Annotated in this window: 24 protein-coding genes; 10 read left to right on the forward strand and 14 right to left on the reverse strand. The window is 67.8% G+C overall.

Annotation, left to right across the window (positions count from 1 at the left end):
- Positions 1–7: 7 nt before the first annotated feature.
- The 5 genes from DBY63_RS07955 to prlC form a co-directional block, all read right to left on the reverse strand.
- Positions 8–397 (reverse strand): VOC family protein, encoded by a 390-nt coding sequence (locus tag DBY63_RS07955; protein ID WP_077171242.1) that lies wholly within the window; start codon positions 395–397, stop codon positions 8–10.
- The gene (locus tag DBY63_RS07960; RefSeq protein ID WP_027600520.1) at positions 397–1,563 is read right to left on the reverse strand and encodes a lactonase family protein; all 1,167 of its coding nucleotides are present in this window, start codon (positions 1,561–1,563) and stop codon (positions 397–399) included. The genes DBY63_RS07955 and DBY63_RS07960 overlap by 1 nt, the downstream gene beginning before the upstream one ends.
- Before the next feature lie 261 nt (positions 1,564–1,824).
- Positions 1,825–2,283 (reverse strand): anti-virulence regulator CigR family protein, encoded by a 459-nt coding sequence (locus DBY63_RS07965; RefSeq protein ID WP_108582731.1) that lies wholly within the window; start codon positions 2,281–2,283, stop codon positions 1,825–1,827.
- A gap of 367 nt (positions 2,284–2,650) precedes the next feature.
- Positions 2,651–2,923: a YheV family putative zinc ribbon protein gene (locus DBY63_RS07970; protein ID WP_027598745.1), complete on the reverse strand. Its 273-nt coding sequence runs from the start codon at positions 2,921–2,923 to the stop codon at positions 2,651–2,653.
- Positions 2,920–5,016: an oligopeptidase A gene (prlC, locus tag DBY63_RS07975; protein ID WP_108582730.1), complete on the reverse strand. Its 2,097-nt coding sequence runs from the start codon at positions 5,014–5,016 to the stop codon at positions 2,920–2,922. Before prlC ends, DBY63_RS07970 begins: the two co-directional genes overlap by 4 nt.
- Positions 5,017–5,060: 44 nt before the next feature.
- On the opposite strand from prlC, the gene DBY63_RS07980 reads away from it, so the two are divergent.
- Positions 5,061–5,612 (forward strand): gamma carbonic anhydrase family protein, encoded by a 552-nt coding sequence (locus DBY63_RS07980; protein WP_027598743.1) that lies wholly within the window; start codon positions 5,061–5,063, stop codon positions 5,610–5,612.
- A 567-nt stretch (positions 5,613–6,179) separates the two neighbouring features.
- Here DBY63_RS07980 and DBY63_RS07985 read toward each other — a convergent pair.
- Positions 6,180–6,530, reverse strand: coding sequence for a MerR family transcriptional regulator (locus tag DBY63_RS07985; protein ID WP_108582196.1), 351 nt, complete (start codon positions 6,528–6,530; stop codon positions 6,180–6,182).
- A 71-nt stretch (positions 6,531–6,601) separates the two neighbouring features.
- On the opposite strand from DBY63_RS07985, the gene DBY63_RS07990 reads away from it, so the two are divergent.
- Positions 6,602–7,027: a hypothetical protein gene (locus tag DBY63_RS07990; RefSeq protein WP_108582197.1), complete on the forward strand. Its 426-nt coding sequence runs from the start codon at positions 6,602–6,604 to the stop codon at positions 7,025–7,027.
- 243 nt (positions 7,028–7,270) lie between these two features.
- Here the strand turns inward: DBY63_RS07990 and aroE are convergent, their stop codons facing one another.
- Both aroE and hemF read right to left on the reverse strand, forming a co-directional pair.
- On the reverse strand, positions 7,271–8,086 hold the full coding sequence (gene aroE / locus DBY63_RS07995; protein WP_108582198.1) for a shikimate dehydrogenase: 816 nt from the start codon (positions 8,084–8,086) through the stop codon (positions 7,271–7,273).
- A 4-nt stretch (positions 8,087–8,090) separates the two neighbouring features.
- On the reverse strand, positions 8,091–9,020 hold the full coding sequence (gene hemF / locus DBY63_RS08000) for an oxygen-dependent coproporphyrinogen oxidase (RefSeq protein ID WP_108582199.1): 930 nt from the start codon (positions 9,018–9,020) through the stop codon (positions 8,091–8,093).
- 143 nt (positions 9,021–9,163) lie between these two features.
- On the opposite strand from hemF, the gene DBY63_RS08005 reads away from it, so the two are divergent.
- Both DBY63_RS08005 and DBY63_RS08010 read left to right on the forward strand, forming a co-directional pair.
- On the forward strand, positions 9,164–10,141 hold the full coding sequence (locus DBY63_RS08005; protein WP_027598738.1) for an NADPH:quinone reductase: 978 nt from the start codon (positions 9,164–9,166) through the stop codon (positions 10,139–10,141).
- A 157-nt stretch (positions 10,142–10,298) separates the two neighbouring features.
- Positions 10,299–13,682: a PAS domain S-box protein gene (locus DBY63_RS08010; protein ID WP_108582200.1), complete on the forward strand. Its 3,384-nt coding sequence runs from the start codon at positions 10,299–10,301 to the stop codon at positions 13,680–13,682.
- A gap of 1 nt (position 13,683) precedes the next feature.
- Here the strand turns inward: DBY63_RS08010 and DBY63_RS08015 are convergent, their stop codons facing one another.
- The 3 genes from DBY63_RS08015 to DBY63_RS08025 form a co-directional block, all read right to left on the reverse strand.
- Complete coding sequence (locus tag DBY63_RS08015) at positions 13,684–14,238, reverse strand: Sua5/YciO/YrdC/YwlC family protein (protein WP_027600512.1); 555 nt, start codon at positions 14,236–14,238, stop codon at positions 13,684–13,686.
- Between the two features lie 64 nt (positions 14,239–14,302).
- On the reverse strand, positions 14,303–15,388 hold the full coding sequence (dprA, locus tag DBY63_RS08020) for a DNA-processing protein DprA (RefSeq protein WP_108582201.1): 1,086 nt from the start codon (positions 15,386–15,388) through the stop codon (positions 14,303–14,305).
- Between the two features lie 50 nt (positions 15,389–15,438).
- Entirely contained in the window at positions 15,439–16,470 is a 1,032-nt protein-coding gene (locus DBY63_RS08025; protein WP_044341237.1) for a LysM peptidoglycan-binding domain-containing protein, read from the reverse strand.
- 231 nt (positions 16,471–16,701) lie between these two features.
- Here DBY63_RS08025 and def point away from each other — a divergent pair, with 231 nt between their 5' ends.
- From def to DBY63_RS08045, 4 genes are read left to right on the forward strand one after another with little or no spacing between them, the layout of a single operon-like run.
- Complete coding sequence (def, locus tag DBY63_RS08030) at positions 16,702–17,208, forward strand: peptide deformylase (protein WP_007160149.1); 507 nt, start codon at positions 16,702–16,704, stop codon at positions 17,206–17,208.
- 58 nt (positions 17,209–17,266) lie between these two features.
- Entirely contained in the window at positions 17,267–18,211 is a 945-nt protein-coding gene (fmt, locus tag DBY63_RS08035) for a methionyl-tRNA formyltransferase (RefSeq protein ID WP_108582202.1), read from the forward strand.
- Positions 18,208–19,509, forward strand: coding sequence for a 16S rRNA (cytosine(967)-C(5))-methyltransferase RsmB (gene rsmB / locus DBY63_RS08040; protein ID WP_108582203.1), 1,302 nt, complete (start codon positions 18,208–18,210; stop codon positions 19,507–19,509). The genes fmt and rsmB overlap by 4 nt, the downstream gene beginning before the upstream one ends.
- Positions 19,510–19,520: 11 nt before the next feature.
- Positions 19,521–19,838, forward strand: coding sequence for a tetratricopeptide repeat protein (locus DBY63_RS08045; RefSeq protein WP_027600509.1), 318 nt, complete (start codon positions 19,521–19,523; stop codon positions 19,836–19,838).
- On the opposite strand, the gene DBY63_RS08050 is transcribed toward DBY63_RS08045, so the two are convergent.
- The 3 genes from DBY63_RS08050 to DBY63_RS08060 all read right to left on the reverse strand — a co-directional run bounded on the left by DBY63_RS08050 (position 19,829) and on the right by DBY63_RS08060 (position 21,835).
- On the reverse strand, positions 19,829–20,101 hold the full coding sequence (locus DBY63_RS08050; RefSeq protein ID WP_007160145.1) for a PilZ domain-containing protein: 273 nt from the start codon (positions 20,099–20,101) through the stop codon (positions 19,829–19,831). The genes DBY63_RS08045 and DBY63_RS08050 overlap by 10 nt on opposite strands.
- A 171-nt stretch (positions 20,102–20,272) precedes the next feature.
- On the reverse strand, positions 20,273–21,160 hold the full coding sequence (locus DBY63_RS08055; RefSeq protein ID WP_044341240.1) for a lysophospholipid acyltransferase: 888 nt from the start codon (positions 21,158–21,160) through the stop codon (positions 20,273–20,275).
- 90 nt (positions 21,161–21,250) lie between these two features.
- Positions 21,251–21,835: a DNA-3-methyladenine glycosylase I gene (locus DBY63_RS08060; RefSeq protein ID WP_027598729.1), complete on the reverse strand. Its 585-nt coding sequence runs from the start codon at positions 21,833–21,835 to the stop codon at positions 21,251–21,253.
- A 343-nt stretch (positions 21,836–22,178) separates the two neighbouring features.
- On the opposite strand from DBY63_RS08060, the gene glyQ reads away from it, so the two are divergent.
- The gene (glyQ, locus tag DBY63_RS08065; protein ID WP_027598728.1) at positions 22,179–23,144 is read left to right on the forward strand and encodes a glycine--tRNA ligase subunit alpha; all 966 of its coding nucleotides are present in this window, start codon (positions 22,179–22,181) and stop codon (positions 23,142–23,144) included.
- Positions 23,144–25,201 (forward strand): glycine--tRNA ligase subunit beta, encoded by a 2,058-nt coding sequence (gene glyS, locus DBY63_RS08070; protein WP_027598727.1) that lies wholly within the window; start codon positions 23,144–23,146, stop codon positions 25,199–25,201. Before glyQ ends, glyS begins: the two co-directional genes overlap by 1 nt.
- Positions 25,202–25,204: the final 3 nt, after the last annotated feature.

Below are 25,204 nucleotides of genomic sequence, written 5' to 3' on the forward strand. Positions count from 1 at the left end.
CGGCGCGCTAGCGCTCGTAGACTTCCAGCGGCAGATCGTCCGGATCGGCAAAGAAGGTGAATCTCTTGCCGGTCAGTTCGTCGGTGCGGATCGGCTCGGTGACCACGCCATGGCCCTGCAGGTGGACGACGGTGGCGTCCAGGTCGGCCACGGCAAACGCCAGGTGACGCAGGCCCTGGGCTTCCGGGCGCGAGGGCCGCGGCGGCGCATCGGGAAAGGAAAACAGCTCCAGCTGGGCATGCGCGCCCACCGCCAGATCCAGCTTCCAGGAACGCCGGGCCTCGCGATAGGTCTCGGCGATCACCGGCAGCCCGAGGATCTCGGTGTAGAAGTGCCGGGAGCGTTGGTAGTCGGCGCAGATCAGCGCCACGTGGTGCAGACGATCGAAGTGGGTCATCAGGGTACCGCGACGAATTTGAGGTCGGCTGGCGCGCCAACGTCCAGGCTCTGGAGTTCGTCGCCGAGCTTGCCACTGTCGGGATCCCGGGCGAAGACCTTGAGCTGATTGGATTTCTGGTTGGCCACCAGCAGGAAGCGCCCGGACGGATCGATGGCGAATTCCCGTGGCGACAGGCCGTTGACCGGATGGCGCTCGACAAAGGTCAGGGTGCCGTCGGGATTCACCGCGAATACCGCCAGCTGGTTGTCGGTGCCGCGACTGGCGACGTAGAGGAAACGCCCGTCACCGGACAGGTGCAGGGCGCCGGCATCCCGCTCGCCGGTGAATTCCTGGGGCGTCAGGCTGTAGCTCTGCAACTGCCGCAGCATGCCGTCCTGGTGGGCGAAGGCCATCACCTGCCCGGCCAGTTCCAGGGTCAGGTAGGCGTAGCGGCCATCGGCGCTGAACACCAGGTGACGCGGCCCGCTGCCTTCCGGCACCGGCACGAAGGGCGTCTCGGCGGCCACCAGCGGCCGCTCCGGCTGCTGCGGCAGATAGCGATAGACGAAGACCTTGTCGGCGCCCAGATCCGGGGCGAAGACGAAGCGGCCGTCCGGGGTGGTCACCGCCGCGTGCACATGGCTCGACTGCTGGCGCGGGTGCTGTTCGCTGGGCTGGTGGAATTCGATCTGCGCCACCGGACTGAGCACGCCGCCGTCCTGGATCGGCAGCACCGCCAGAGAGCCTTCCGGCAGGCTGGAGTAGTTGGCCACGAACAGGAACTTGCCGTCGGTGCTGAGGCTGGAATGGGTCGGCTCGTCGCCCAGGCTCTTGACCTGGCTGACCTGCTGCAGGCGGCCATTGCCCGGTTCGAAGCGATAGGAGGTGACCCGGCCAATGCTGTCGCCGCTAGAGCCCCGGCCATTCTCGTTGACGGCGAACAGGGTCCGGCCATCGCGAGACAGGGTCAGAAACGAGGGATTGGACGCCTTGACGATGCGCAGCGGGCCATCGATCTGACCATTGCGACTGTTGAAGCGATAGACATACAACCCCTGGCTGCTACCCGCGGTGTAGCTGCCGACCAGCAGATTGAACAGACCGGGTTCGGCGCGGGCCGGGGCATTGTGCCCCACGAGCAGGGCGAACAGGGCCAGCGGCAGCAGACGGGGCAGAGCTCTCATGGGAAATCCTTGGCGAGCGATGGGCGTTGAGACCGATGCGAAGCGGCCCGGTTTCCCTACCGTCTGGAGGCGGAGGCGGCCGCGCGCGGCGGCTATTCTACTGAAATCCGGGCTGGCACTGTGCCAGAGGGATTTCGCCATTTATCGCCTGCGCCGGCGCACCGGCGGCCCACGCCCGAGCGGCCGGCCCCGGGAGCCCGTGCCAGAGCCTGCGGTGAACTCGGCGGTGCCCGCGGGCTGCCGACAAAAGAATTGCCCGGACTAGTCCAGCACGCCCTGCAGGATGGCGTAGACGAGCCCGGTGCCCACGGCGACCAGCACCATGTCGGTACCCAGGCGCCGCCATTCGTAGCCGGGATAGTCAGGCAACTGGCGGGCGATGCCCGGGGGCAGGGGGCGGCCGTAGCCGGCTGGCAGAGGACGCCCACGCTCCAGACGCAGACCTGGCGGCAGATCACCCCCACGGCCGATCTGCCCTCGCAGCGCCTTGATGCGCTCCCGCGCCGGTCCCAGATCGGGCGGCCCGCCGGCGGCCGGTCCGGCACCCGGACGACCCTGATCATGCGCCTTGGGACCATTTCCCTGGCCCTTGGGATCACCCTGTTCCTGCCAGCCCGGCCCGTGCGGCCCCTTGGGCCCGCCAGGTTCGTGATCCGGCGGCGCGGCCAGGGCCAGGTTACCGGTCAGACAGAAGGCTGCAGCAGCGAGGAGGGTACGCATGGAGGGCTTTCCTCATGGGGGACGAGGGTGTCGGTTATCCCCTTGGAGTCCGATCACGGAAAAAGACTCCCGGGTCATTCACGGACGCGCAGCCTGTGGATAAATCGGGGATAAAATCGGTATAACTTCGTGAGAAATCCCTAATCTCAGCCAAGGGCGAAATAAAAAGCCTTTAGTATCAATGGATTAAAAAGATGATCGGCTGGCTATCGAATCCGCTTTTTGTGGATAAAGCTTGGGACCCCCTGCGCTGAAGCCTGTTTTCATCGCTACAGAAGCCCTATACGGATCGATTTCACTCGACCCAAAAACAACAAGACCGCGCCCGGGTGATCCCGGGCGCGGTCTTGTCGAAGGTCACCGCTGCCTAATCCGGCTTCTTCAGCTTGGGATTGGGAAAGAACTGCACGGCCTGCACCTTGGGATCGGGCTTCTTGGGCTTGAGCGCACTGATATTGACTCGCGTCGGCAATTCCTTGGGGACCGAATTGCCGCGCTCGTCCAGGGTGTCGCTGTAGCCGCAGGAGACGCACTCGCGATGAGGCGTGCCCTCCTGGGTCCACATCTTCAGGGTGTCCTGCGCCTGGCACGCCGGGCAGACCGCCCCGGCGATGAACCTCTTGCGGATCGGCTCGCTCACGCCGCCTCCTCGCTCAGCCCGGAATGGCGGAGCAGGGCGTCGATGCTGGGCTCGCGACCGCGGAAGTCGACGAACAGCACCATGGGGGCCTGGGAGCCGCCGCGGGCCAGGATGGCTTCGCGGAAGGCCCGCCCGGTTTCGGGGTTGAAGACGCCTTCTTCCTCGAACTTGGCGAAGGCATCGGCGGACAGCACCTCGGCCCACTTGTAGCTGTAGTAACCCGCCGCATAACCACCGGCAAAGATGTGCGCGAAGCTGTTGGGGAAGCGGTTGTAGGCCGGCGGACGCACCACCGAGATCTCGTCGCGGATGCCTTCCAGCACCTCGCGCACGCTGCGACCGTCGCCGTGGCTGGCGTGCAGCTCGAAGTCGAACAGCGAGAATTCCAGCTGGCGCAGCATCATCAGGCCGGACTGGAAGTTCTTGGCCGCCAGCATCTTGTCCAGCAGCTCCTGGGGCAGCGGCTCGCCGGTCTCGTAGTGACCGGAGATCAGCGCCAGGCCTTCGGGCTCCCAGCACCAGTTCTCCATGAACTGGCTGGGCAGCTCCACCGCATCCCAGGCCACGCCGTTGATGCCGGAGACGCTGGCATGCTCGACGCGGGTCAGCAGGTGGTGCAGGCCATGGCCGAATTCGTGGAAGAGGGTGGTCACCTCGTCATGGGTCAGCAGCGCCGGCTTGCCGGGGCTGGCAGGGGTGAAGTTGCAGACCAGGTAGGCCACCGGATCGATCAGCCGACCCTGGGCATCGCGGCGCTTGTCACGGGCGCCGTCCATCCAGGCGCCGCCACGCTTGTTGGCGCGGGCATAGAGATCGAAATAGAAGCGGCCGATGGAGGTGCCGTTTTCCTTGATCTCGAACAGGCGCACGTCCGGATGCCACTTCTCGAAGTCGCGCAACTCGGCGATCTCGATGCCATAGAGCTTCTGCACCGTGGCGAACAGGCCGGACAGCACCTTGTCCACCGGGAACCAGGCACGGACCTCTTCCTGGGACAGCGAATAGCGCTGCTGCCGCAGCTTCTCGGCGAAGTAGCCGGTGTCCCAGCTCTGCAGGTCCTGCACGCCCTGTTCGGCGGCGAAGGCGCGCAGTTCTTCCAGGTCGCGCTGGGCGAAGGGCTTGGAGCGCACGGCGAGGTCGCGCAGGAAGCCCAGCACCTGGTCGCTGCTCTCGGCCATCTTGGTGGCCAGCGACAGCTCGGCGTAGTTGGCGTAGCCCAGCAGGCGCGCCAGTTCCTGGCGCAGGTCGAGCAATTCCTCCATCACCGGGCCGTTGTCGAACTGGCCGGCGTTGGGACCCTGCTCGGAGGCGCGGGTGGCATAGGCGGCGTAGACCTCTTCACGCAGGGCGCGGTCGTCGGCGTAGGTCATCACCGCGTAGTAGCTGGGGAATTCCAGGGTCACCAGCCAGCCGTCCAGCTCCTTGGCCTGGGCGGCGGCCTGCAGCTGAGCCTTGGCCGACTCGGGCAGGCCGGCGAGGGCGGCTTCGTCGGTGAGGTGCTTGGTCCAGGCCTGCGTCGCGTCGAGCAGCTGGTTGGAGAACTTGCTGCCCAGCTCGGACTTGCGCGCCTGGATGGCGGCATAGCGCTGCTGCTCGGCTGGCGGCAGGTCGATGCCGGACAGGCGGAAGTCGCGCAGGGCGTGTTCCAGGGTGGTCTTCTGACCAACGTCGAAGCCCTTGGCTTCCTCGCTCTCGGCCAGGCGGCTATAGGCCTGGAAGAGGTCCTTGTTCTGACCGATCTCGGTGGAATAGGCCGACAGCTTGGGCAGGCAGGCCTCGTAGGCGGCGCGCAACTCGGCGCTGTTGCATACGGCGTTGAGGTGGCCGATGGGGCTCCAGGCCTGGCCCAGCCGATCGTTCAGCTCGTCCATCGCCAGCACCAGGCCGGCCCAGGTGGGGTGTTCCTTCTGGGTCTCCAGCAGCTTGGCCAGGGCGGCACGGTTCTCGGCCAGGATGGTGTCGATGGCCGGCTCGACGTGCTCGGGCTTGATGGCGGAAAAGGGCGGCAGGTCATGGGACTGAAGCAGCGGATTGCTGGCGCTCACGGCGTTCCCCTCGGGGCGATGGCTTTGACAGTTATATATGGAGCCCATCCTAATAGGTCTCAAGACCCTTCCGACGAGAAAAGGTATCTATCGTGACCATAAGGACCTTCCAGGGTAAGACCCCGCAACTGGGCGAACGCGCCTTCGTCGACGCCACCGCGGTGGTGATCGGCGACGTGACCCTCGGTGCAGACAGCTCGATCTGGCCGTTGACGGTGATCCGTGGCGACATGCACCTCATCCGCATCGGCGCCCGCACCAGTATCCAGGACGGCAGCGTGCTGCACATCACCCACGCCGGCCCCTTCAACCCGGACGGCTATCCCCTGCTGATCGGCAACGACGTCACCGTCGGCCATCAGGTGACCCTGCACGGCTGCACGATCGGCGACCGGGTGCTGGTGGGCATGGGCAGCATCGTCATGGACGGCGCGGTGGTGGAGGATGACGTGGTGATCGGCGCCGGCAGCCTGGTCCCGCCGGGCAAGCGGCTGGAAGGCGGCCATCTCTACGTCGGTCGCCCGGTCAAGCAGGTGCGACCGCTGGAGGAAAAGGAACGCGCCTTCTTCACCTACAGCGCCGGCAACTACGTGAAGCTCAAGGACCAGCACCTGGCCGAGGGGTATGGGGAGGAGGGGGCGTAAGCGTTGCGATAACTGGTCGGGTTGGGTTGAGCGCAGCACCGTAGCGTGGAAAACGGCGCAGCCTTTTCCACAGGTGCCTTCGTGGCGTGCAGCGCGCCCTCACCCCAATCCTCTCCCAAGGGGAGAGGGGGCTATCAGAGCAGGCGGCCATCTCCAGCATCTCCGGCCCGATTACGATCAGCCGTTATACCCAGCCCGTAGGAACGGCACCTGGCGCAATAGCACCGTAGCGTGGAAAACGGCGCAGCCTTTTCCACAGGTGCCTTCGTGGCGTGCAGCGCGCCCTCACCCCAATCCTCTCCCAAGGGGAGAGGGGGCTATCAGAGCAGGCGGCCATCTCCAGCATCTCCGGCCCGATTACGATCAGCCGTTATACCCAGCCCGTAGGAACGGCACCTGGCGCAATAGCACCGTAGCGTGGAAAACGGCGCAGCCTTTTCCACGGGTGACTTCATTGCGCGGGTACGCCCTCACCCAACCCTTTCCCAAGGGGAGAGGGGGCTGTCAGAGCAGGCGGCCATCTCCAGTTGGTAGGTTGGCTTGAGCGCAGCGAAGCCCAACGCTCGGCTACCCCAGTAGCGGACAGGCTTCACCCAAGCGCGAATACAGCACCCCACGCAACGCCTGCAATTCGTCGATGCGCGCCTCTATGACCCTGAGCTTGTCGCGCAGCAGTTCTTGCAGATAGGCATCCGGATCGGCGGCGCGCTCGACGTCCTCAAGGTTCGCAGCGATTTCCTGCAGGCTGAAACCCAGTCGCTGGGCGATGCGGATATAGCCCAGCCACTCCACGGCTTCGGGCGGATAGTCGCGATAGCCGTTGGCCCGCCGCCGCGCCTGGAGCAGTCCCTGGCGCTCGTAGAATCTCAGGGTGTCGCGACTCAGGCCGGTGGCCTGGGCGAGGGTGCCGATCCGCATCCGTTCTCCTTGACCCTGGACCTTGCTCCAGGGTCGACACTGGACTTCCTCTCGTTCAAGGAAGTCCGTCCATGTGGAAGCTTGCGCCCTATCTGCGACTGGTCCGTGCCAGCGCCCTCTATGATCTGCTGGTCACCGCGCCCTTCGCCACCCCCTGGAGTCTCGCCTGGCTGCTACGACAGCTCGACGAGCTCGGCCAGGCATTGGGCCTGGCGCCCCTGGCGGCATTCCCGCCGGAAGCCCTGCTGCTGGGCAATCTGCTTGGCTCTCTGGTGTGCGTCTGGGCCGTGCTGCGCCTGGCCAAGCCTTCGCTGCTGCTGGGACGCTACGATTCCGTCGCCAGGGGCCTGTTCGCCCTCTGGCAGGCCTGGGCGCTGTACCAGGGCGCCAGTCCCTTGCTGGCGGGGTTCCTGGTCTTCGAAATCGGCTTCGGTATAGCCCAAGCTTGGCCGGTGTCTCCTGTATCCCGCGGCGTTCAACCTCAGGTATTGGGCTGACGTCTGTCCGTCGGGCTTCGCCATACCCCACACAGCAAGACTCTCAATCGCGGCCATGGCTGTCCGCCGATACGGCTGCTCCTAACTGCGTGCGCTGCTGTGCTGTCTCATCGCGGCCATGGGCCGCTCCTACAGCGGTTATATATCCCGTAGGAGCGGCCCATGGCCGCGATTTGAGCCCCTAGCAACGGCGGCCTTGGCATGTCCAGTATGGCCCTCGCCCAACAAGCCACGCCTTGCCCCTCACCCCAGCTGCCGCCTTAAGTCCGCCAGCACCGGCGCGCTGTCGGGGCGCACGCCGCGCCAGAGTTCGAAGGCCTCGGCGGCCTGTTCCACCAGCATTCCCAGGCCGTCCAGGGTGTGGAAGGCACCCTCGTCCAGGGCCCAGCGGTTGAAGGGGGTGAGGTCCTTGCCGTACATCATGTCGTAGGTCACCGTCTGCGGGCCGATCACCGCTTCCGACAGCGGTGGGCGACCGCCCCCGAGACTGGCCGAGGTGCCGTTGATGATGACGTCGAAGGGCGCTCTCAGGGTGGAGAAAGCCGCCACCTCGATCGTCCCCAGTTCGGCGAATTCCCGCGCCAGTTGCACCGCCTTGAGTTCGGTGCGATTGGCCAGTACCAGTTGCCCGGGATTGCAGGCCAGCAAGGGCTCCAGCACGCCGCGTACGGCGCCGCCGGCGCCCAGCACCAGGACGCGCTGACCGGCCAGCTGCAGACCGGCGTTGACCGTGAGATCCCGCACCAGCCCGGCGCCGTCGGTGTTGTCGCCGAGCAGGCGACCGTTGGCCTGGCGCTTGAGGGTGTTCACCGCCCCGGCGCGGCGCGCACGCGGGGTGAGTTCATCGCACAGCTGGTAGGCCTCTTCCTTGAAGGGCACCGTGACATTGGCGCCCAGGCCGCTCTGGAAGAAGCTGCGGGCGCTTTCGCTGAAGCCGTCCAGCGGCGCCAGCAGCGTCCCGTAGTGCAGGCGCTGGCCGGTCTGGTCGGCGAACAGGCTGTGGATCAGCGGCGACTTGCTGTGGGCGATGGGATTGCCGAAGACGGCGTAGCGATCCATGGGTCTATCCTGCGGGCGTCGAGGCGAGCGCGAGCCAGTCGCGGTCGGTGAGAAAGAAGTCGGTCAGGCGCGCTTCCGGCGAGCCGGGCACGGGTTTCCAGTCATAGCCCCAGCGCACCTCGGGCGGCAGCGACATGAGGATGGACTCGGTGCGCCCGCCGGATTGCAGGCCGAATAGGGTACCGCGGTCATAGACCAGGTTGAATTCCACGTAGCGGCCGCGGCGATAGGCCTGGAATTCCCGCTCGGCCTCGCTGTACGGCTGGTGCCGGCGACGCTGGACGATGGGCAGGTAGGCGTCGACGAAGGCATCGCCGATGGCGCGCTGGAAGGCGAAGCAGGTGTCGAAGTCCCAGTCGTTCAGGTCATCGAAGAACAGGCCGCCGATGCCGCGCGGCTCGCCACGGTGCTTGAGGTGGAAATAGCGGTCGCACCAGGCCTTGTAGCGCGGATAGACGTCGGCGCCGAAGGGCGCGCAGGCGTCATGACAGACCTGGTGCCAGTGCACGCAATCGGCCTCGTTGCCGTAGTAGGGGGTGAGGTCGAGACCGCCGCCGAACCACCAGACCGGCGCCTCGCCGGGCTTTTCGGCCAGGAAGAAGCGCACATTGGCATGGGCGGTGGGGATATGGGGATTGCGCGGGTGCATCACCAGGGAGACGCCCATGGCCTCGAAGCTGCGCCCGGCCAGTTCCGGGCGATGGGCGCTGGCCGAGGGCGGCAGGCTGTCGCCATGCACATGGGAGAAATTCACGCCGCCCTTTTCCAGCAGGGCGCCCTCGGCGATCACCCGGGTGCGGCCACCACCGCCGGTCGGCCGGGTCCAGGCGTCTTCGACGAAAGCGGCGGCGCCATCCTCGGCTTCCAGTGCGGCGCAGACGCGCTCCTGCAGATCGAGCAGATAGGCCTTGACGGCCTCCAGGGAGGGATTCATCGCAAGGATTTCCACAACAGGCGGGGAGGGCGGAGAGCATAACACCCGTATCCGACCGGTTGACGCGGCCCGCGGTTGCGGCTTGGATGAAGGCTCACCCCAAGAGAGCCCGGCCAAGGGCTCCAACCAGGAGATACTCAAGCATGGCCCAGCGCATCCAGTTCAGTCGCACCGGTGGTCCCGAAGTACTCGAACTTGTGGATTTCGAACCCGCCGCGCCCGGCCCCGATGAGGTGCAGGTGCGCAACCATGCCATCGGCCTCAACTTCATCGAGACCTACTACCGCAGCGGCCTCTATCCGCCGCCGTCGCTGCCCTCCGGCCTGGGCACCGAGGGCGCCGGGGTAGTGGAAGCGGTCGGCAGTGCGGTCACCCGCTTCAAGGCCGGCGACCGCGTGGCCTATGCCACCGGCCCGCTGGGCGCCTATGCCGAGGTCCATGTGCTGCCCGAGCGGCATCTGGTGCACCTGCCGGAAGCGGTGTCCTTCGAGCAGGGCGCCGCGGTCATGCTCAAGGGGCTGACGGTGCAGTACCTGCTGCGCCAGACCTATCCGCTGCAGGCCGGCGACACCGTGCTGTTCCATGCCGCGGCCGGCGGTGTCGGCTCCCTGGCCTGCCAGTGGGCCAAGGCCCTGGGCGTGCGCCTGATCGGTACCGCCGGCTCGCCGGAAAAGCTGGAAAAGGCCAAGGCGCTGGGCGCCTGGGCGGTGATCGACTATCGCCAGGAAGACGTTCCGGCGCGGGTCCGCGAATTGACCGACGGGGCCAAGGTGCCGGTGGTCTACGACGGCGTCGGCAAGGACACCTGGGAGATGTCGCTGGACTGTCTGGCGCCCCGCGGCCTGATGGTCAGCTTCGGCAACGCCTCCGGCGCGGTCACCGGGGTCAACCTGGGGATCCTCTCGCAGAAAGGCTCGCTCTATGTCACCCGGCCGACCCTGGCCACCTACGCCGCCTCGCCCGAGGCCCTGCAGGACATGGCCGATCAGCTGTTCGAGCTGATCACCGATGGCCGCATCCAGGTGGACATCGGTCGGCGCTATCCACTGGCTGAGGTGCAGGAGGCGCATCGGGCGCTGTCGGGTCGTGAGACCAGCGGCTCGACCATCCTGCTGCCCTGAGGCAAAACGCCCGCACGCCTGGCCGGGAAATCGTGACGGCCATTAAGTTTCCCGCAGCCAGGCGGCACGACGGGGGTAAACGCCGGTCTATGTCGGACAGTCAGGTCGTCACGGCCTTGACGTTCTTTCAAGAATCGGCCGGATCGCTGCCCTTGTCATGCCTATCTCCAGCCCCCTCGCCAGCCTGCTCGACACCGCCACGGACACGGCGCTGATCACCCTGACCGCCGACGGGCGGATCGGGCAGTGGTGCCCGGCCGTCGCCCGGCTGCTGGGCTGGACGGCGCAGGACTGGCTCGGTGAATCCATCGTCGGCCTGCTGCTCCCCGAGCCGCCGGCCGACGGCTGGCTGACTGCCCTCGAACGCTGCCAGACCCAGGGCCTGCGCCACCGCGACGGTCACCTGGTACGCCTCGACCTGCACCTGGTGCCGCTGCGCCGGGCGGATGTCCCCGTGGGCTGGCTGCTGCACGTCTGGCAGGCCCCGGCGAGCCGGGCCCGGTTCGCCGCCCGGCGCAGCGCCGAGCGCGACCTGCCGCAACGCCTGCAGGCGCTCGGCGAATGGTCACGGCGTCTCAGCGGCACCACGGATCTCGCCGCCCTGCGGCTGTGCGCCACCCAGGCCCTGCGCGACCTGACCGACGATCCCCAGGCGCGGCTGCTGTCCGTGGCCGAGGCCGGCAGTCCGCCGGCGGGTCAGTTGCTCATCCCATTCGGCCCGGCCACTCAGCCCCTGGGCTATCTGCAGCTGGGCAGCGCCGTCGAGGCGGACACCCGACTGCTGCTGGATCAGTTGGCCCTGCTGCTGGGTGCCCTGCTGGTGCGGCAGCAGACCCAGGATCAGGCCCGACACCTCGAACGGCGCCTGTCGCTGGAACAGGGCCTGTTGGCCAGCGTGCTGCAGCAGGCACCCCTGGGCATCTCCATCACCGAGGCCGGCAGCGAAGAAGCGGTGATGCTCAACGACCGGGTCGACATCCTCCTCGGCAAGCGTCCGGCCGGCGAGACGCTGGACGAGCGCTATGCCGCTATCGGCGCCCTGCACGCCAATGGTCAGCCCTATGCGGTGGACGACTATCCCACGGTACGGGTGCTGCGCAGCGGCCAGGCAGTGGCGCCCGAGTTGATGCGCTATCGGCGACCCGACGGCAGCATCCGGCTGCTGGAAGTATCCAGCGCACCGGTCCGCTCGGCCACCGGCGAGGTGATCGCCTCGGTCACCCTGTTCGATGACGTCCAGCAGCGGGTCGATGCGGAAACCGCCCTGCGCGAACACAGCGCGCGCCTGGCCAGCCTGATCAACCAGGCGGCGGTCGGCATCTGCCAGACCGACGCCCGCGGGCGCATCCTGCTCGCCAATCGACGCTATTGCGAATTGCTCGATCGCAACGAGGTGGGGGTGCTGGAACAGACCCTGCAGGCCCAGACCCATCCCGAGGATCGGGCCGTCCTGGAGCGCCATCTCGACACCCTGCGCGAGCGCGGCGACAGCTTCAAGCTGGACCAGCGTTTCCTGCGCCCCGACGGTTCGGTGGTCTGGGTCAGTCTGCATGGCTCGCCGCTGCAATCGGAAATCGGCCAGGAACTGTCGGTAAGCCTGGTGGTGGTCGATCTCACCCAGCGCAAGCAGGCCGAAGCCGCGCTGCACCTGTCCAACCAGCGCTTCCGCAATGCCGTGGAGGCGGTGCAGGGGGTGGTCTGGACCACCAATGCCCAGGGCCATCTGCTTGGCGAACAACTCGCCTGGAGCACCCTGACCGGGCAGAGCTATGCCCAGTATCAGCAGGACGGCTGGGCCGATGCCCTGCATCCCGAAGACTCATCCCGCACCCTGCGTCGCTGGCGCCTGGCGGTGCAGCAGCAGGTGGACTTCCACGACGAACACCGCCTGCGCTGTCGCGACGGCCAGTGGCGCACCTTCAGCGTGCGCGCCCTGCCGGTGCGGGAGAACGGCGTGGTCTGCGAATGGGTGGGCGTGCACACCGACGTCAGCGAGATCCGCATGGCCGAGCACCGCCTGCGACGCCTGGCCGAATTGCTTGAACAGCGGGTCCACGAGCGCACCGTCGAGCGTGACCGCATGTGGCGCGTGGCCGACGACCTGCTCGGCGTCATCCAGGGACAGCGCTGGCTCAGCCGCAATCCCGCCTGGGGCCGCACCCTGGGCTGGGACGACGAAGAATTGCGCCACCAGCCGCCGACCTCGCTGGAGCATCCGGACGATCCACCGGTGTTTCCGCGTCTGGCCGCCCTGCGCCACGGCGAGGTGCTCAGCGATCTGCCCGGGCGCCTGCGCACTCGCGACGGCGCCTGGCGCCACATGATGTGGAAGGCCACCGCCGATCACGACGGACGCATCTATGTCTTCGGCCGCGACGTCACCGTCGAGCACGATGCCGCCCTGGCCCTGCAGAACGCCGAAGCCGCCCTGCGCCAGGCGCAGAAGATGGAAGCCATCGGCCATCTCACCGGTGGCATCGCCCACGACTTCAACAACCTGCTCACCGGTATCAGCGGTTCCCTGGAGTTGCTGCGCCGGCGCCTCGACCAGGGTCGCCACGATAACCTGCAGCGCTACCTGGACACCGCCGAGCAATCCGCCACCCGCGCCGCGGCCCTGACCCATCGCCTGCTGGCCTTCGCGCGCCGGCAGACCCTCGACCCGCGGCCGGTGGACGTCAACGACCTGATCCTGTCCCTGGAAGAACTCTTCCAGCGCACCCTGGGCGAGCGCATCAGCCTGCGCAGCAGCCTCGCGCTGCAACTACCGCCGGCGCGCACCGACACCAACCAGCTGGAAAACGCCCTGCTGAATCTGGTGATCAACGCCCGCGACGCCATGCCCGAGGGCGGCCAGCTGACCCTGGAAACCGCCCTCGATCACCTCACCGACCTGGCCGCCGAACACGACCTGCCGCCGGGCGACTATGTGCGCCTGACCATCGCCGACACCGGCAGCGGCATGCCCGCCGAGGTGGTGGACCGCGCCTTCGATCCCTTCTTCACCACCAAGCCCATCGGCCAGGGCACCGGCCTGGGCCTGTCGATGCTCTATGGCTTCATCAAGCAGTCCGGTGGCCACGTGACCCTGGAGAGCGAATTGGGCAGTGGCACCCGGGTCAGTCTCTGGCTGCCCTGTGCCCAGCCCGAGCGGCCGGCGGCGAGCGCGACGCCCCAGGCGGCCATCGCCCAGAGCCGGGGCGAACGCCTGCTGCTGGTGGAAGACGATGTCTCGGTGCGGCTGCTGCTGCGCGAGATGCTCACCGAGCTGGGCTATCGCGTGCGCACCGCGGCCAGTGCCTCGGCGGCGCTCACCCTGGTCGACGGCGACCTGCCCTGTGACCTGCTGATCACCGATCTCGGCCTGCCGGATCTCGACGGCGCCGAGCTGGCAGGGCGCCTGCGCGAGCGCTGGCCGGAGCTGCCGGTGCTGTTCGTCAGCGGTCACGCCGAGCGCCCGACGCCGAACGGCGAGCCCTCGCTGGCCAAGCCGTTCCAGATCGATGCCCTGGCGCGATTGCTGCGCCAGCTGCTGGACTGACCTAGGGCCGGAAGACCTTGCCGGTCACCAGATCGCGAATCACGCTGGGATTCTTGCGCCCGCCCAGTTCACCCGTGAGGATGCCGTCGAGGCCCTTGGGAAAGTATTGCTGAACCCGCAACCGCGTGCGGGCGGCCGGGCGACCGGCGGGATTGGCCGAGGTGGAGATCAGCGGCCCGGTCAGGGCGCAGAGTTCGCCCACCAGGGGATGCTCGGAGACTCGCAATGCCACGGTGGCGTGGGCGCCGGTCACCCAGCCGGGCAGGCGATTGTGGTGCGGCACCAGCCAGGTGTTGGGCCCCGGCCAGGTGCTGGCCAGCTTGGCCAGGGACTCTTCCGGCAGATCGTGCAGCAGGAAGTCGAACTGGCGGATGTTGTCGGCCACCAGGATCAGACCCTTTTCCATGGGCCGATGCTTGAGCATCAGCAGGCGATAGACCGCGGCCTGATCCCAGGGATCGCAGCCCAGGCCCCAGACGGCCTCGGTGGGGTAGGCCAGGACGCCCCCCTCGCGCACGATTCGCGCCGCCTGCCGCACTCGCCAGCTGTTGTGCATCGCCTTGCCTCCGCCAAATCCCTGAAGTCTACCCGAGCGCGCCGCCGATGCCAGTCATCCCCCGCTAGCCGAGGCGACACCAGCTGCCCTGCTGCGCCACGATCCGGCCTTCCAGCTCCAGTTCGGTCAGCTGGACCAGCACCTCCGGCAGCGACAGCTCGCAGAGCCGCGCCAGTTCTTCGCTGTTGAGCGGTCCGGCGGCCAGCTGGCGCAACAGGGGATGCTCCTCGACCGCCGCGGTGGTAGCGAGCGGGGCCAGGCTGCGCCAGCCCTGCAGGGCTTCGAGGATGTGTTCCACGCCTTCCACCAGCTGCGCGCCCTCGCGGATCAGCTGGTGACAGCCGCGGGCCCCGGGATGATGGATGGAGCCGGGCAGGGCGAACACCTCGCGGCCCTGCTCGGCGGCCAGTCGCGCGGTGATCAGCGAACCGCTGGAAGGACTGGCCTCCACCACCAGGGTACCCAGGCTGAGACCGCTGATGATCCGGTTGCGCCGTGGAAAGTTGCCGGCCTGGGGCGTGCAGTCCAGCGGCAATTCCGAGACCAGCGCGCCACCCTCGGCCAGCAGGCGCCGGGCGAGCCCCAGGTGCCGGCGCGGATAGAGCTGCCGCAGGCCGGTGCCGAGCACGGCGACCGTGCCGCCGCCGGCGTCCAGGGCGCCCTGGTGCGCCGCGCCATCGATGCCCAGCGCCAGGCCACTGGTGATGCAGAAGCCGGCCGCGGCCAGGCTGTGGGCGAAGCGCCGGGCATTGTCCAGTCCCTGGGCGCTGGCCTGGCGACTGCCGACCAGGGCCAGTTGCGGCCGTTCGAGCAACTCGATCCGTCCTTCGACGAACAGCAGCGGGGGTGGATCGGCGATCTCGGCGAGCAGCGCCGGATAGCGCTCGTCGCCCAGGCAGAGCAGGTGGCGTTCGGGGCCGTCCAGCCAGGCCAGGGCCTGGTCGACCCGTTCGCGGGTGGCGGGGCTGCGGCGGGCCTCCGCGGCCACCGCCGGCAGGCGCAGGGCGCGCCAGGCGGAGGCCGGGGCACTGAGGGCGGCGCTGGCGCTGCCAAAGGCGTCCAGCAGCAGGCGCTGGCGCACGGCGCCAAGCTCCGGGAGTGCATGCAGGCGCAGCCGAGCGTCCAGCTCGGCAGGGGAGAAGCTGGCCATGGTGTCATCCTTGAGGGTGGCCGGTCGCCGTCCTGGCGACCCGCGAGGGGTTAGGGGTTGCGCACCTTGTCCATGATCGCCAGCTGGCGGGTGGCGGTCAGGACCAGGCCGTAGCTGATCTTGTCGTAGGTGCGAAAGACCATCAGCAGGCCGGCGCGCTCGTCGGGGATCTTCACCAGCTCGCCGGTGATGCGATCACGCACCGTCTCGCCGGTCTTGTAGACCGCCAGCACGTTGCCCTCGGCCAGGCCGTCACGAGCGCCCTTGTTGAGGGTCACCACATCGAACTGGCCGACCTGGGTGACGCCACGCGGCACATCAAGGATCAGGCCGTTGATGTCGCGGGCCGGGGCGCTGGGCATGAAGGTGGAGTTCACCAGCCGCTCCTCGGTGGGGAACAGCCGGTCGCCCAGGCGCACTTCCTGGGTGGTGCGCGTCAGGCGCAGGGTGGCGATGTCGCCCTCCTGGGCGACCAGATCGGCGCTGCCGATGAAGTCGCCGTTGATGCCGAGGAAGGCACCGGTCTTGGGATCGACATAGGTCTTGCCCTGGCGGTAGATGCCATAGGCCGAGACCCCCGGCTGCAGCTTGCCGCGCACATAGATGCGATCGCCGGCGCCGCTCACCACCCGCTCGGCGTTGCCGGCCACCACATAGGGCGCCGCCTGGAACTGTTCGGCCGAATCGATGGCGCGATTCTGCAGGAGGAAGCTGTTGACCGCTTCCAGCGGAATGGCCGGGATGGCTTCGGCGATGGGCGTGCTGCGCACCGTGGGCGACAGCTTGACCGTACCGCGGGAGGCGCCGCGGTTGAGCTGCAGGCGCGGCTGACCGTCGACATAGCTCAGCACCAGGGTGTCGCCGGGATAGATGAGATGGGGATTCTTGATCTGCGGATTGGCCTGCCAGATCTCCGGCCATTCCCAGGGTTTGCTGAGGAATCTGGCGGAGATGTCCCAGAGGGTGTCGCCGCGAACCACGGTGTAGCTTTCCGGGTGATCCTGACGCAGGGTGACCGCTGCGTACGCCGACTGCAGGGCGCCCCCTGCAACCAGCAGCAGGGCGAACAAAGATTTCCTCATGCGTCGAATCCCTTTACACTCTTGGCCTTGAAGAACCGTCTTCACGCAAACGTCGGGGAATCGCCCCAGTCGTGCCCTGATCGCCACCTTTGTCGGCACCGGGCAGCGCAGGCGCTCATCCCCGTCGACCGACGTCATCCACCACTCGGGACCAGCCCGAGCCGGGTGGAAACAACGCTGCGGCATCTTAGCAGCGCCCCTTGACTGTATTCCACAAGTGCCCTCAACGCCATGGCGATCCTAGACATCCTCGAATTCCCCGATCCCCGCCTGCGCACCGTCGCCAAGCCCATCGACACGGTGGACGACGCCCTGCGCCAGACCATCGACGACATGTTCGAGACCATGTACGAAGCGCCCGGCATCGGTCTGGCCGCCACCCAGGTCAACGTGCATCGCCGCCTGGTGGTGATCGACGTCAGCGAAGACAAGAGCGAGCCGCTGGTCTTCATCAATCCCGAGGCCGAGCCGCTCACCCAGGAACTGGGCGAGTATCAGGAAGGCTGCCTGTCGATTCCCGGCTTCTACGAAAAGGTCTGCCGCCCCGAGCGCGTCCGGGTCAAGGCCCTGGATCGCGACGGCAAGCCCTTCGAGCTGGAATGCGACGGCCTGCTGGCGGTGTGCATCCAGCACGAGATCGATCACCTCGACGGCAAGCTGTTCGTCGACTACCTGTCGCCGCTCAAGCGCGATCGCATCAAGAAGAAGCTCGAAAAGCAGCAGCGCCACAAGGCCTGATCGCCCTGGCGGACGGCGTCTTCGGCGTCCGCCGCTCGCCCTTTCCGCCAGGTCCGCCATGTCCAGATCCCTTCGCCTCGTCTTCGCCGGAACCCCGGAATTCGCCGCCGTGCACCTGCAGGCGCTGATCGATGCCGGTTATCCCATCGCCGCCGTCTATACCCAGCCGGATCGCCCCGCCGGGCGTGGCCAGAAACTGGCCATGAGTCCGGTCAAGCAGCTGGCGCTGAGCCACGGCATTCCCGTGCAGCAGCCGCCGACCCTGCGCGATCCCGCGGCCCAGGCCACCCTGGCGGCGCTGGAACCCGATCTGCTGGTGGTGGTGGCCTACGGCCTGATCCTGCCCCAGGCGGTGCTCGACATCCCGCGCCTGGGCTGCATCAACAGCCATGCCTCGCTGCTGCCGCGCTGGCGCGGCGCGGCGCCCATCCAGCGCGCCCTGGAGGCCGGCGATGCCGAATCCGGGGTCACCGTGATGCGCATGGAAGCCGGTCTGGATACCGGTCCCATGCTGAGCAAGGTGAGCACACCGCTGACCGCCGGCGATACCGGCGGCAGCCTGCACGATCGCCTGGCCAGCCTGGGCGCCGCCGCCGTGGTCCAGGCGCTGCCGGGTCTGGCCGACGGCAGCCTGGCGGGCGAGGTGCAGGACGATGACCTGGCCACCTATGCGCACAAGCTCAACAAGGACGAGGCCCGGCTGGACTGGGGCCGTCCGGCGGTGGAACTGGAGCGCCGTATCCGCGCCTTCGATCCCTGGCCGCTGTGCCACACCGCCCTGGCCGGCGAACCCCTCAAGGTCTGGGCCGCGGAGCTGGCCGCAGGGCAGGGCGTTCCCGGCATGGTGCTGGATGCCGATCGCTCCGGCCTGCTGGTCGCCTGCGGCGAAGGCGCCCTGCGCCTGACCCGGCTGCAGCTGCCCGGGGGCAAGCCGCTGGGCTTCGCCGATCTCTACAACGCCCGTCGTGAGCGCTTCGCCCCCGGTCAGGTGCTGGGTCTATGAATCCGCGGCTGGCAGCTACCCGCGCCCTGGCGGCGGTCCTCGCCGGCCGCGCCTCCCTGGGCAGCAGCCTGCCCGAGCAACTGGCCAAGGTCGATCCGCGTGACCGCGCCCTGGCCCAGGATCTGGCCTTCGGCACCGCCCGCTGGCAGCCGCGCCTGTCGCTGCTGGCGGAAAAGCTCATGGATAAACCCTTCAAGGCCGGCGACCGCGATCTAGAAGCCCTGCTGCTGATCGGGCTCTACCAGCTGTTCCACACGCGCATCCCCGCCCACGCCGCCATCGGCGAGACGGTGGGCTGCGTCGACAAGCTGAAGAAATCCTCGGCCAAGGGCCTGCTCAACGCCGTGCTGCGCCGCGCCCAGCGTGAATACGACAGCCTGCTGCCGGCCCTGGAGCATGACCCGGCGGCGCGCCTGGCCCATCCGCGCTGGTTGCAGAAAGCCCTCAAGGCGCGCTGGCCCGAGCACTGGGAGGCCATCGCCACGGCCAACAACCTGCACCCGCCGCTGATCCTCAGGGTCAATCGCCGCCAGGGCAGTCGCGATGCCTATCTGGCCGAGCTGGCCGCCGCCGGTATCGAGGCCGTGCCCTGCGCCTTCAGCGCCGACGGCATCCGCCTGCTGCAGCCCCAGGACGTCACCGCCTTGCCGGGTTTTGCCGCGGGTCGCTTGAGCGTGCAGGACGAAGCCGCGCAGCTGGCGGCCGAACTGCTGGAGCTGGCGCCCGGCCAGCGGGTGCTGGACGCCTGCGCCGCGCCCGGAGGCAAGACCTGCCATCTGCTGGAACGTGAGTCGGGGCTGGCCGAGGTGGTGGCGCTGGACGCCGATGCCGGCCGCCTGCAGCGGGTCGAGCAGAATCTGGCGCGTCTGGGCCTCACCGCGCGCACCCTGGCTGCCGATGGCCGTGCCGTGGCCGACTGGTGGGACGGCACGCCCTTCCAGCGCATCCTGCTGGACGCCCCCTGCAGCGCTACCGGGGTGATCCGCCGCCATCCGGACATCAAGCTGACCCGCCAGGCCAGCGACATAGCGCCCCTGGTGCAGCTGCAGGGCGAATTGCTGGACGCCCTCTGGCCGACGCTGGAGGTGGGCGGCATCCTGGTCTATGCCACCTGTTCGGTGCTACCGGAAGAAAACAGCAGCAACCTCGCCGCCTTTCTCGCCCGCACCCCCGGCGCCCGCGAACTGGACATCCCCGCTACCTGGGGCCTTGCCCAGCCCCATGGTCGCCAGCTCCTGCCGCAGCCCGACGGCCATGACGGCTTCTATTACTGCAAGCTGATCAAGATAGCCAAGTAGGAGACCTCGCCATGCTCGAATCCCTGGAAAAGATGCTCGCCCGCGGCCAGGACAACGCCCTGCTCAGATTCGGTCTGGGCAAGGGCTATCTGGATGCCGGAGAGCCCGTCCGGGCGATCGAGCACCTGGCGCGCTGCGTCGAATTCGATCCGGCCTATTCGGCGGCCTGGAAACTGCTGGGCAAGGCCCATGAGGGGAGTGGCGACCTGGCCAGCGCCGAGGCGGCCTGGACCCAGGGCCTGCAGGCGGCGCAGGCCAAGGGCGACAAGCAGGCGGAAAAGGAGATGACGGTGTTTCTCAAGCGCCTGGCGCGCCGCGCTCAGTCCTGATCGCGCAGGAATCTGAGGCCCGCGCCGTCACCATCGGTGCGCATGACTTCCATAGTCACCTTGGGCGCTTCGATCGGCAGGTCGAGCACCTGGCCGACCACGCGGGTGCCCTGCGGCAGTCGGGTCAGCTCGGGGTGCACCACATAGACGCCGCCATCGGACAGGTCGCGGGTCTCGCCGACGATCTCGCCATCCGGATAGGCGATCCACAGCCGGCACTTGAGCGGGGTACGGGTATGCTGGCGCTGATCGCGCGAATTCATCGCCTGACTCCCTGGCTTAGGCGCTCCCTTGAGGTCCTGGCAGCTTCCGGCAAAGCCCGGCGCCTGTCAGCCGCGCACCGACCGAACGGTGCTGGCGAAGCGCCGAGCGATAGCTCATGGGATGACCGCTCGAGGTTCAGCGCCCGGGCATGACCCGGGCTGGCAAGCGGCCTAGTACCACTTCTCCTCGCCATCCGGGCGATTCTTGAATCTCTTCATGCTCCACATGTACTGGGTCGGATAGCGCCGCACGTAGCCGGCCAGCACCTCGCTCATGGCGGCCACCGAGACCTCCGGATCCGGGTCGTACATGGCCGCGGGCGCGGCTTCCAGGATCACCTTGTAGCCGCTGCCGTCCGCCAGGCGCACAGCATGGAAGAACACCCCGCGGGCCTTGCCGCGCGCCAGCAGCGAGGGCACGAACTTGCTGGTCAGGGCGGTGGTGCCGAGGAAGGGCACGAAGAGGCCGGCGCTGCGACTCGGCTCGGGATCCGCCGGAATGCCCACGGCGCCGCCGCGCCGGACTTCCTTGATCACGCTGATGATGCCTTCCGGGGTGGAGGGCGCCACCCGATTGCCCAGCTGTACCCGCTGGCGCTTGAGCAGCTCGTCCACCGCCTTGAGCTTGGGCGGCCGGTAGAAGATGATCGGCTTGGCGTGGGAGCAGTAGAAGTGGTTGAGCAACTCCCAGTTGCCCAGGTGGCTGGTGATGCCCACCACGCCATCGCCGGAGGCCAGGGCTTCCTGCAGGACGTCCATCCCTTCCACCTCGCGCACCAGGCGCAAGGAACGCTGCGGCGACCAGATCCAGGCGCAGGCGCTTTCGGTCAGGGTCTTGCCGATGCCGCGCAGGCACTCGCGCGACAGCCGTTCCAGACCGGCGGCATCGAGTTCGGGAAAACAGTGGGCGAGGTTGATGCGGGTGACCTTGCTGGCGCGGGTCGGCAGCTTCCACATGCACCAGCCGATGAATCCACCCAGGCGCTGCACCAGCGGCCAGGGCAGCAGGGCGAAAAGGCGCAGGAAGGCGATCATCAGCGCGCCTTTGAATCTTTCCAAAAGAGGGGCTCCTGTCTGAATGCCCAGACAGTTTACCGTCTACAGACCCCGGAAACGTTAAGAAAGCGTAAGGTTCGCGCCAACTGGCAGCTATACATTCGACTTTTCCTGCAGCTCTGCCGACGCAGACGCCAATTCGCCATGGCGGTCGCAGTCGAGGGTATGGTCCATGACCAGGCCCATGGCCTGCATGAAGGCATAGCAGATGGTCGGCCCGACAAAGGTGAAACCGGCCCGCTTGAGCGCCTTGCTCATGGCCTCGGCTTCCGGGGTGATCGCCGGCACCTCGCTGCGATCACGGAAACGATTGATGCGCGGAGTACCGCCGACAAAGGACCACAGCCAGCCGGCAGGGTCTTCGAGGCGCAACCAGGCCTGGGCGTTCTGACGAGCGGCGCGCAGCTTGGCGCCATTGCGGATGATGCCCGGGTCCTGCATCAGCACCGCGATCTCGGCATCGCTCAACTGCGCCAGGCGCCTGGGATCGAAGCCATGCAGCACCTGACGATAGCGCTCGCGCTTCTTCAGCACGGTGATCCACGACAGTCCGGCCTGGAAGCCCTCCAGCAGGAGGAATTCGAAGAGCACCGCCGGATCGCGCTGGGGCACGCCCCACTCGTGGTCGTGATACTCGATGTACAACGGATCGGCGGTGCACCAGAAGCAACGCGGCATGGCGAAGACTCGGTCGAGGAGGGAAGGCCTCACCTTAGCGCAATTGCCCGACAGCGGAGGCGAGTCATAACCGCCTCTGGAATGGGTAGCATGGCGAATGCTCTGAACGCACGTTTCTAACAGGCCGCAGGCGCTGCTACCGTAGGAGCAGCTACCTTTATCGCGGCCATGGGCCGCTCCTACAGGCCAACCCGTATCTGTAGGAGCGGCCCATGGCCGCGATAAAGCGCGCAGCCGGCCATCCCCGCCAAATACCGCCGGGCAGCCCTACGAGCCCATGCGGTCCCTCCCGGCTTTCGGCTATACTCCTCGGCTTTTCGTCGCAGCCGAACGGGTATTTTTCGTGAGCCAGTCCAAGCCCACCGTGCGCACCTTCCAAGACTTGATCCTGGCCTTGCAGCAATACTGGGCCGAGCAGGGCTGCGTGGTACTCCAGCCCTATGACATGGAAGTCGGCGCCGGTACCTTCCACACCGCCACCTTCCTGCGCGCCATCGGTCCCGAGACCTGGAACGCCGCCTATGTGCAGCCCAGCCGCCGCCCCACCGACGGCCGCTACGGCGAAAACCCCAATCGCCTGCAGCACTACTACCAGTTCCAGGTGGTCTTGAAGCCCAACCCGGACAACTTCCAGGAGCTCTACCTGGGCTCCCTGGCCGCCATCGGCCTGGATCCGCTGGTGCACGACGTGCGCTTCGTCGAGGACAACTGGGAATCGCCCACCCTGGGCGCCTGGGGTCTGGGCTGGGAAGTCTGGCTCAACGGCATGGAAGTCACCCAATTCACCTACTTCCAGCAGGCCGGCGGTCTCGAGTGCTACCCCGTGACCGGCGAGATCACCTATGGTCTGGAGCGCCTGGCCATGTACCTGCAGGGCGTGGATTCGGTCTATGACCTGATCTGGGCCGACGGCCCCTTCGGCACCGTGACCTACGGCGACGTCTTCCACCAGAACGAGGTGGAGCAGAGCACCTACAACTTCGAGCACGCCAATGTGCCCAAGCTGTTCGAACTGTTCGACTTCTACGAGTCCGAGGCCAATCGCCTGATCGCCCTGGACCTGCCGCTGCCCACCTACGAGATGGTGCTCAAGGCCTCCCACACCTTCAACCTGCTGGACGCCCGCCGGGCCATCTCGGTGACCGAGCGCCAGCGCTACATCCTGCGCGTGCGCACCCTGGCGCGCAGCGTCGCCCAGGGCTACTTCAAGGCCCGGGCCCGGCTGGGCTTCCCGCTGGCCAGCCCCGCGCTGCGTGACGAGGTCCTGGGGCGCGACGATGTCCAGGCGCTGCTCAAGGAGGGCGAATGATGAGCACCACTCTGGATTTCCTGGTCGAACTGGGTACCGAAGAACTGCCACCCAAGGCGCTCAAGACCCTTGGCGACAGCTTTCTCGCCGGCATCGAGAAGGGCCTCAAGCAGGCCGGTCTCGGCTATGCCGGCGCCCGCGCCTATGCCGCGCCGCGCCGTCTGGCGGTGCTGGTCGAAGCCCTGCAGACCCAGCAGCCCGAGCGTAGCGTCAACCTGGACGGCCCGCCGCTCCAGGCCGCCTTTGGCGCCGATGGCCAGCCGACCCAGGCGGCCCTGGGCTTCGCCCGCAAGTGTGGCGTCGACATCAGCGCCATCGACCGCAGCGGTCCCAAGCTGAGATTCTCCCAGAGCATTCCCGGCCAGCCGGCGGCCAGCCTGCTGCCCGGCATCGTCGAAGCCTCCCTGGCCGAGCTGCCGATTCCCAAGCGCATGCGCTGGGCCGCCCGCCGCGAGGAATTCGTGCGTCCCACCCAGTGGCTGGTGATGCTGCTAGGTGACGAGGTCATCGACTGCGAGATCCTGACCCGCCGCGCCGGCCGTGAGTCCCGCGGTCATCGCTTCCACCATCCCGACGCCGTGCGCATCAGCGCGCCGGCCCACTACGCCGCCGACCTGCGCGCCGCCCATGTGCTGGCCGACTTCGCCGAACGGCGTCAGCTGATCGAGTCCCGCGTGGCCGAACTGGCCGCGGCGGAGCAGGGCAGCGCCGTGGTGCCGCCCGCGCTGCTGGACGAGGTGACCGCCCTGGTGGAATGGCCGGTGCCGCTGGTCTGCGCCTTCGAGGAACGCTTCCTCGAGGTGCCCCAGGAAGCCCTGATCACCACCATGCAGGACAACCAGAAGTACTTCTGCCTGCTGGACGCCCAGGGCAAGCTCCTGCCGCGCTTCATCACCGTGGCCAACCTGGAGAGCAAGGACCCGGCGCAGATCGTCAGCGGCAACGAGAAGGTGGTCCGCCCCCGTCTCACCGACGCCGAGTTCTTCTTCAAGCAGGACCAGAAGCAGCCGCTGGAAAGCTTCAACGAGCGTCTCAAGAACGTGGTCTTCCAGGCCCAGCTCGGCACCGTCTACGACAAGGCCCAGCGCGTCGCCGCCCTGGCCGCCTTTATCGCCGAACGCATCGGCGGTGATGCCGAGCGCGCCCACCGCGCCGGTGTGCTCGCCAAGTGCGACCTGGCCACCGAGATGGTCGGCGAATTCCCGGAGATGCAGGGCATCGCCGGCTACTACTACGCCAAGAAGGGCGGCGAGGCCGATGACGTGGCCCTGGCGCTCAACGAGCAGTACATGCCGCGCGGCGCCGGCGCCGAATTGCCGCAGACCCTGACCGGGGCCGCCGTGGCCCTGGCCGACAAGCTCGACACCCTGGTCGGCATCTTTGGCATCGGCATGCTGCCCACCGGCAGCAAGGACCCCTTCGCCCTGCGCCGTCAGGCCCTGGGGGTGCTGCGCATCCTCATCGAGAAAGGTCTGGAGCTGGATCTGCCAGCCGCCGTCGCCTTCGCCATCGCCGGTTACGGCGAGCGGGTCAAGGCCGCGGGGCTGCAGGAGCAGGTGCTGGACTTCGTCTTCGACCGCCTGCGTGCCCGCTACGAGGACGAAGGCGTCGACACCGCCGCCTACCTGGCCGTGCGGGCCCTGCGCCCGGCTTCGGCGCTGGACTTCGATCAGCGCGTCCAGGCCGTGCAGGCCTTCCGCCGCCTGCCCGAAGCCGAAGCCCTGGCCGCCGCCAACAAGCGCGTCTCCAACCTCCTCGGCAAGTTCGAGGGCACGGTCGCCACCCAGGCCGATGCCGCTCTGTTCGAGACCGACGCCGAGCGCACCCTGGCCGCGGCCATCGCCGATGCCGAGCGAGAAGCCGCGCCCCTGGCCGAAGCCCGCCGTTATCGCGAAGCCCTGGAGCGCCTGGCCAGCCTGCGCGCCCCGGTGGATGCCTTCTTCGACGAGGTGCTGGTCAACGCCGAGGACGAGCGCGTCCGCGCCAATCGCTATGCGCTGCTCGCCCACCTGCGTGGCCTGTTCCTGGGCATCGCCGACATCTCGGTGCTGGGCTAGGGC

It is taken from the genome of Pseudomonas sp. RIT411 (assembly GCF_003057735.2).
In the GTDB taxonomy this organism is placed as follows: Bacteria; Pseudomonadota; Gammaproteobacteria; order Pseudomonadales; family Pseudomonadaceae; genus Chryseomonas; species Chryseomonas oryzihabitans.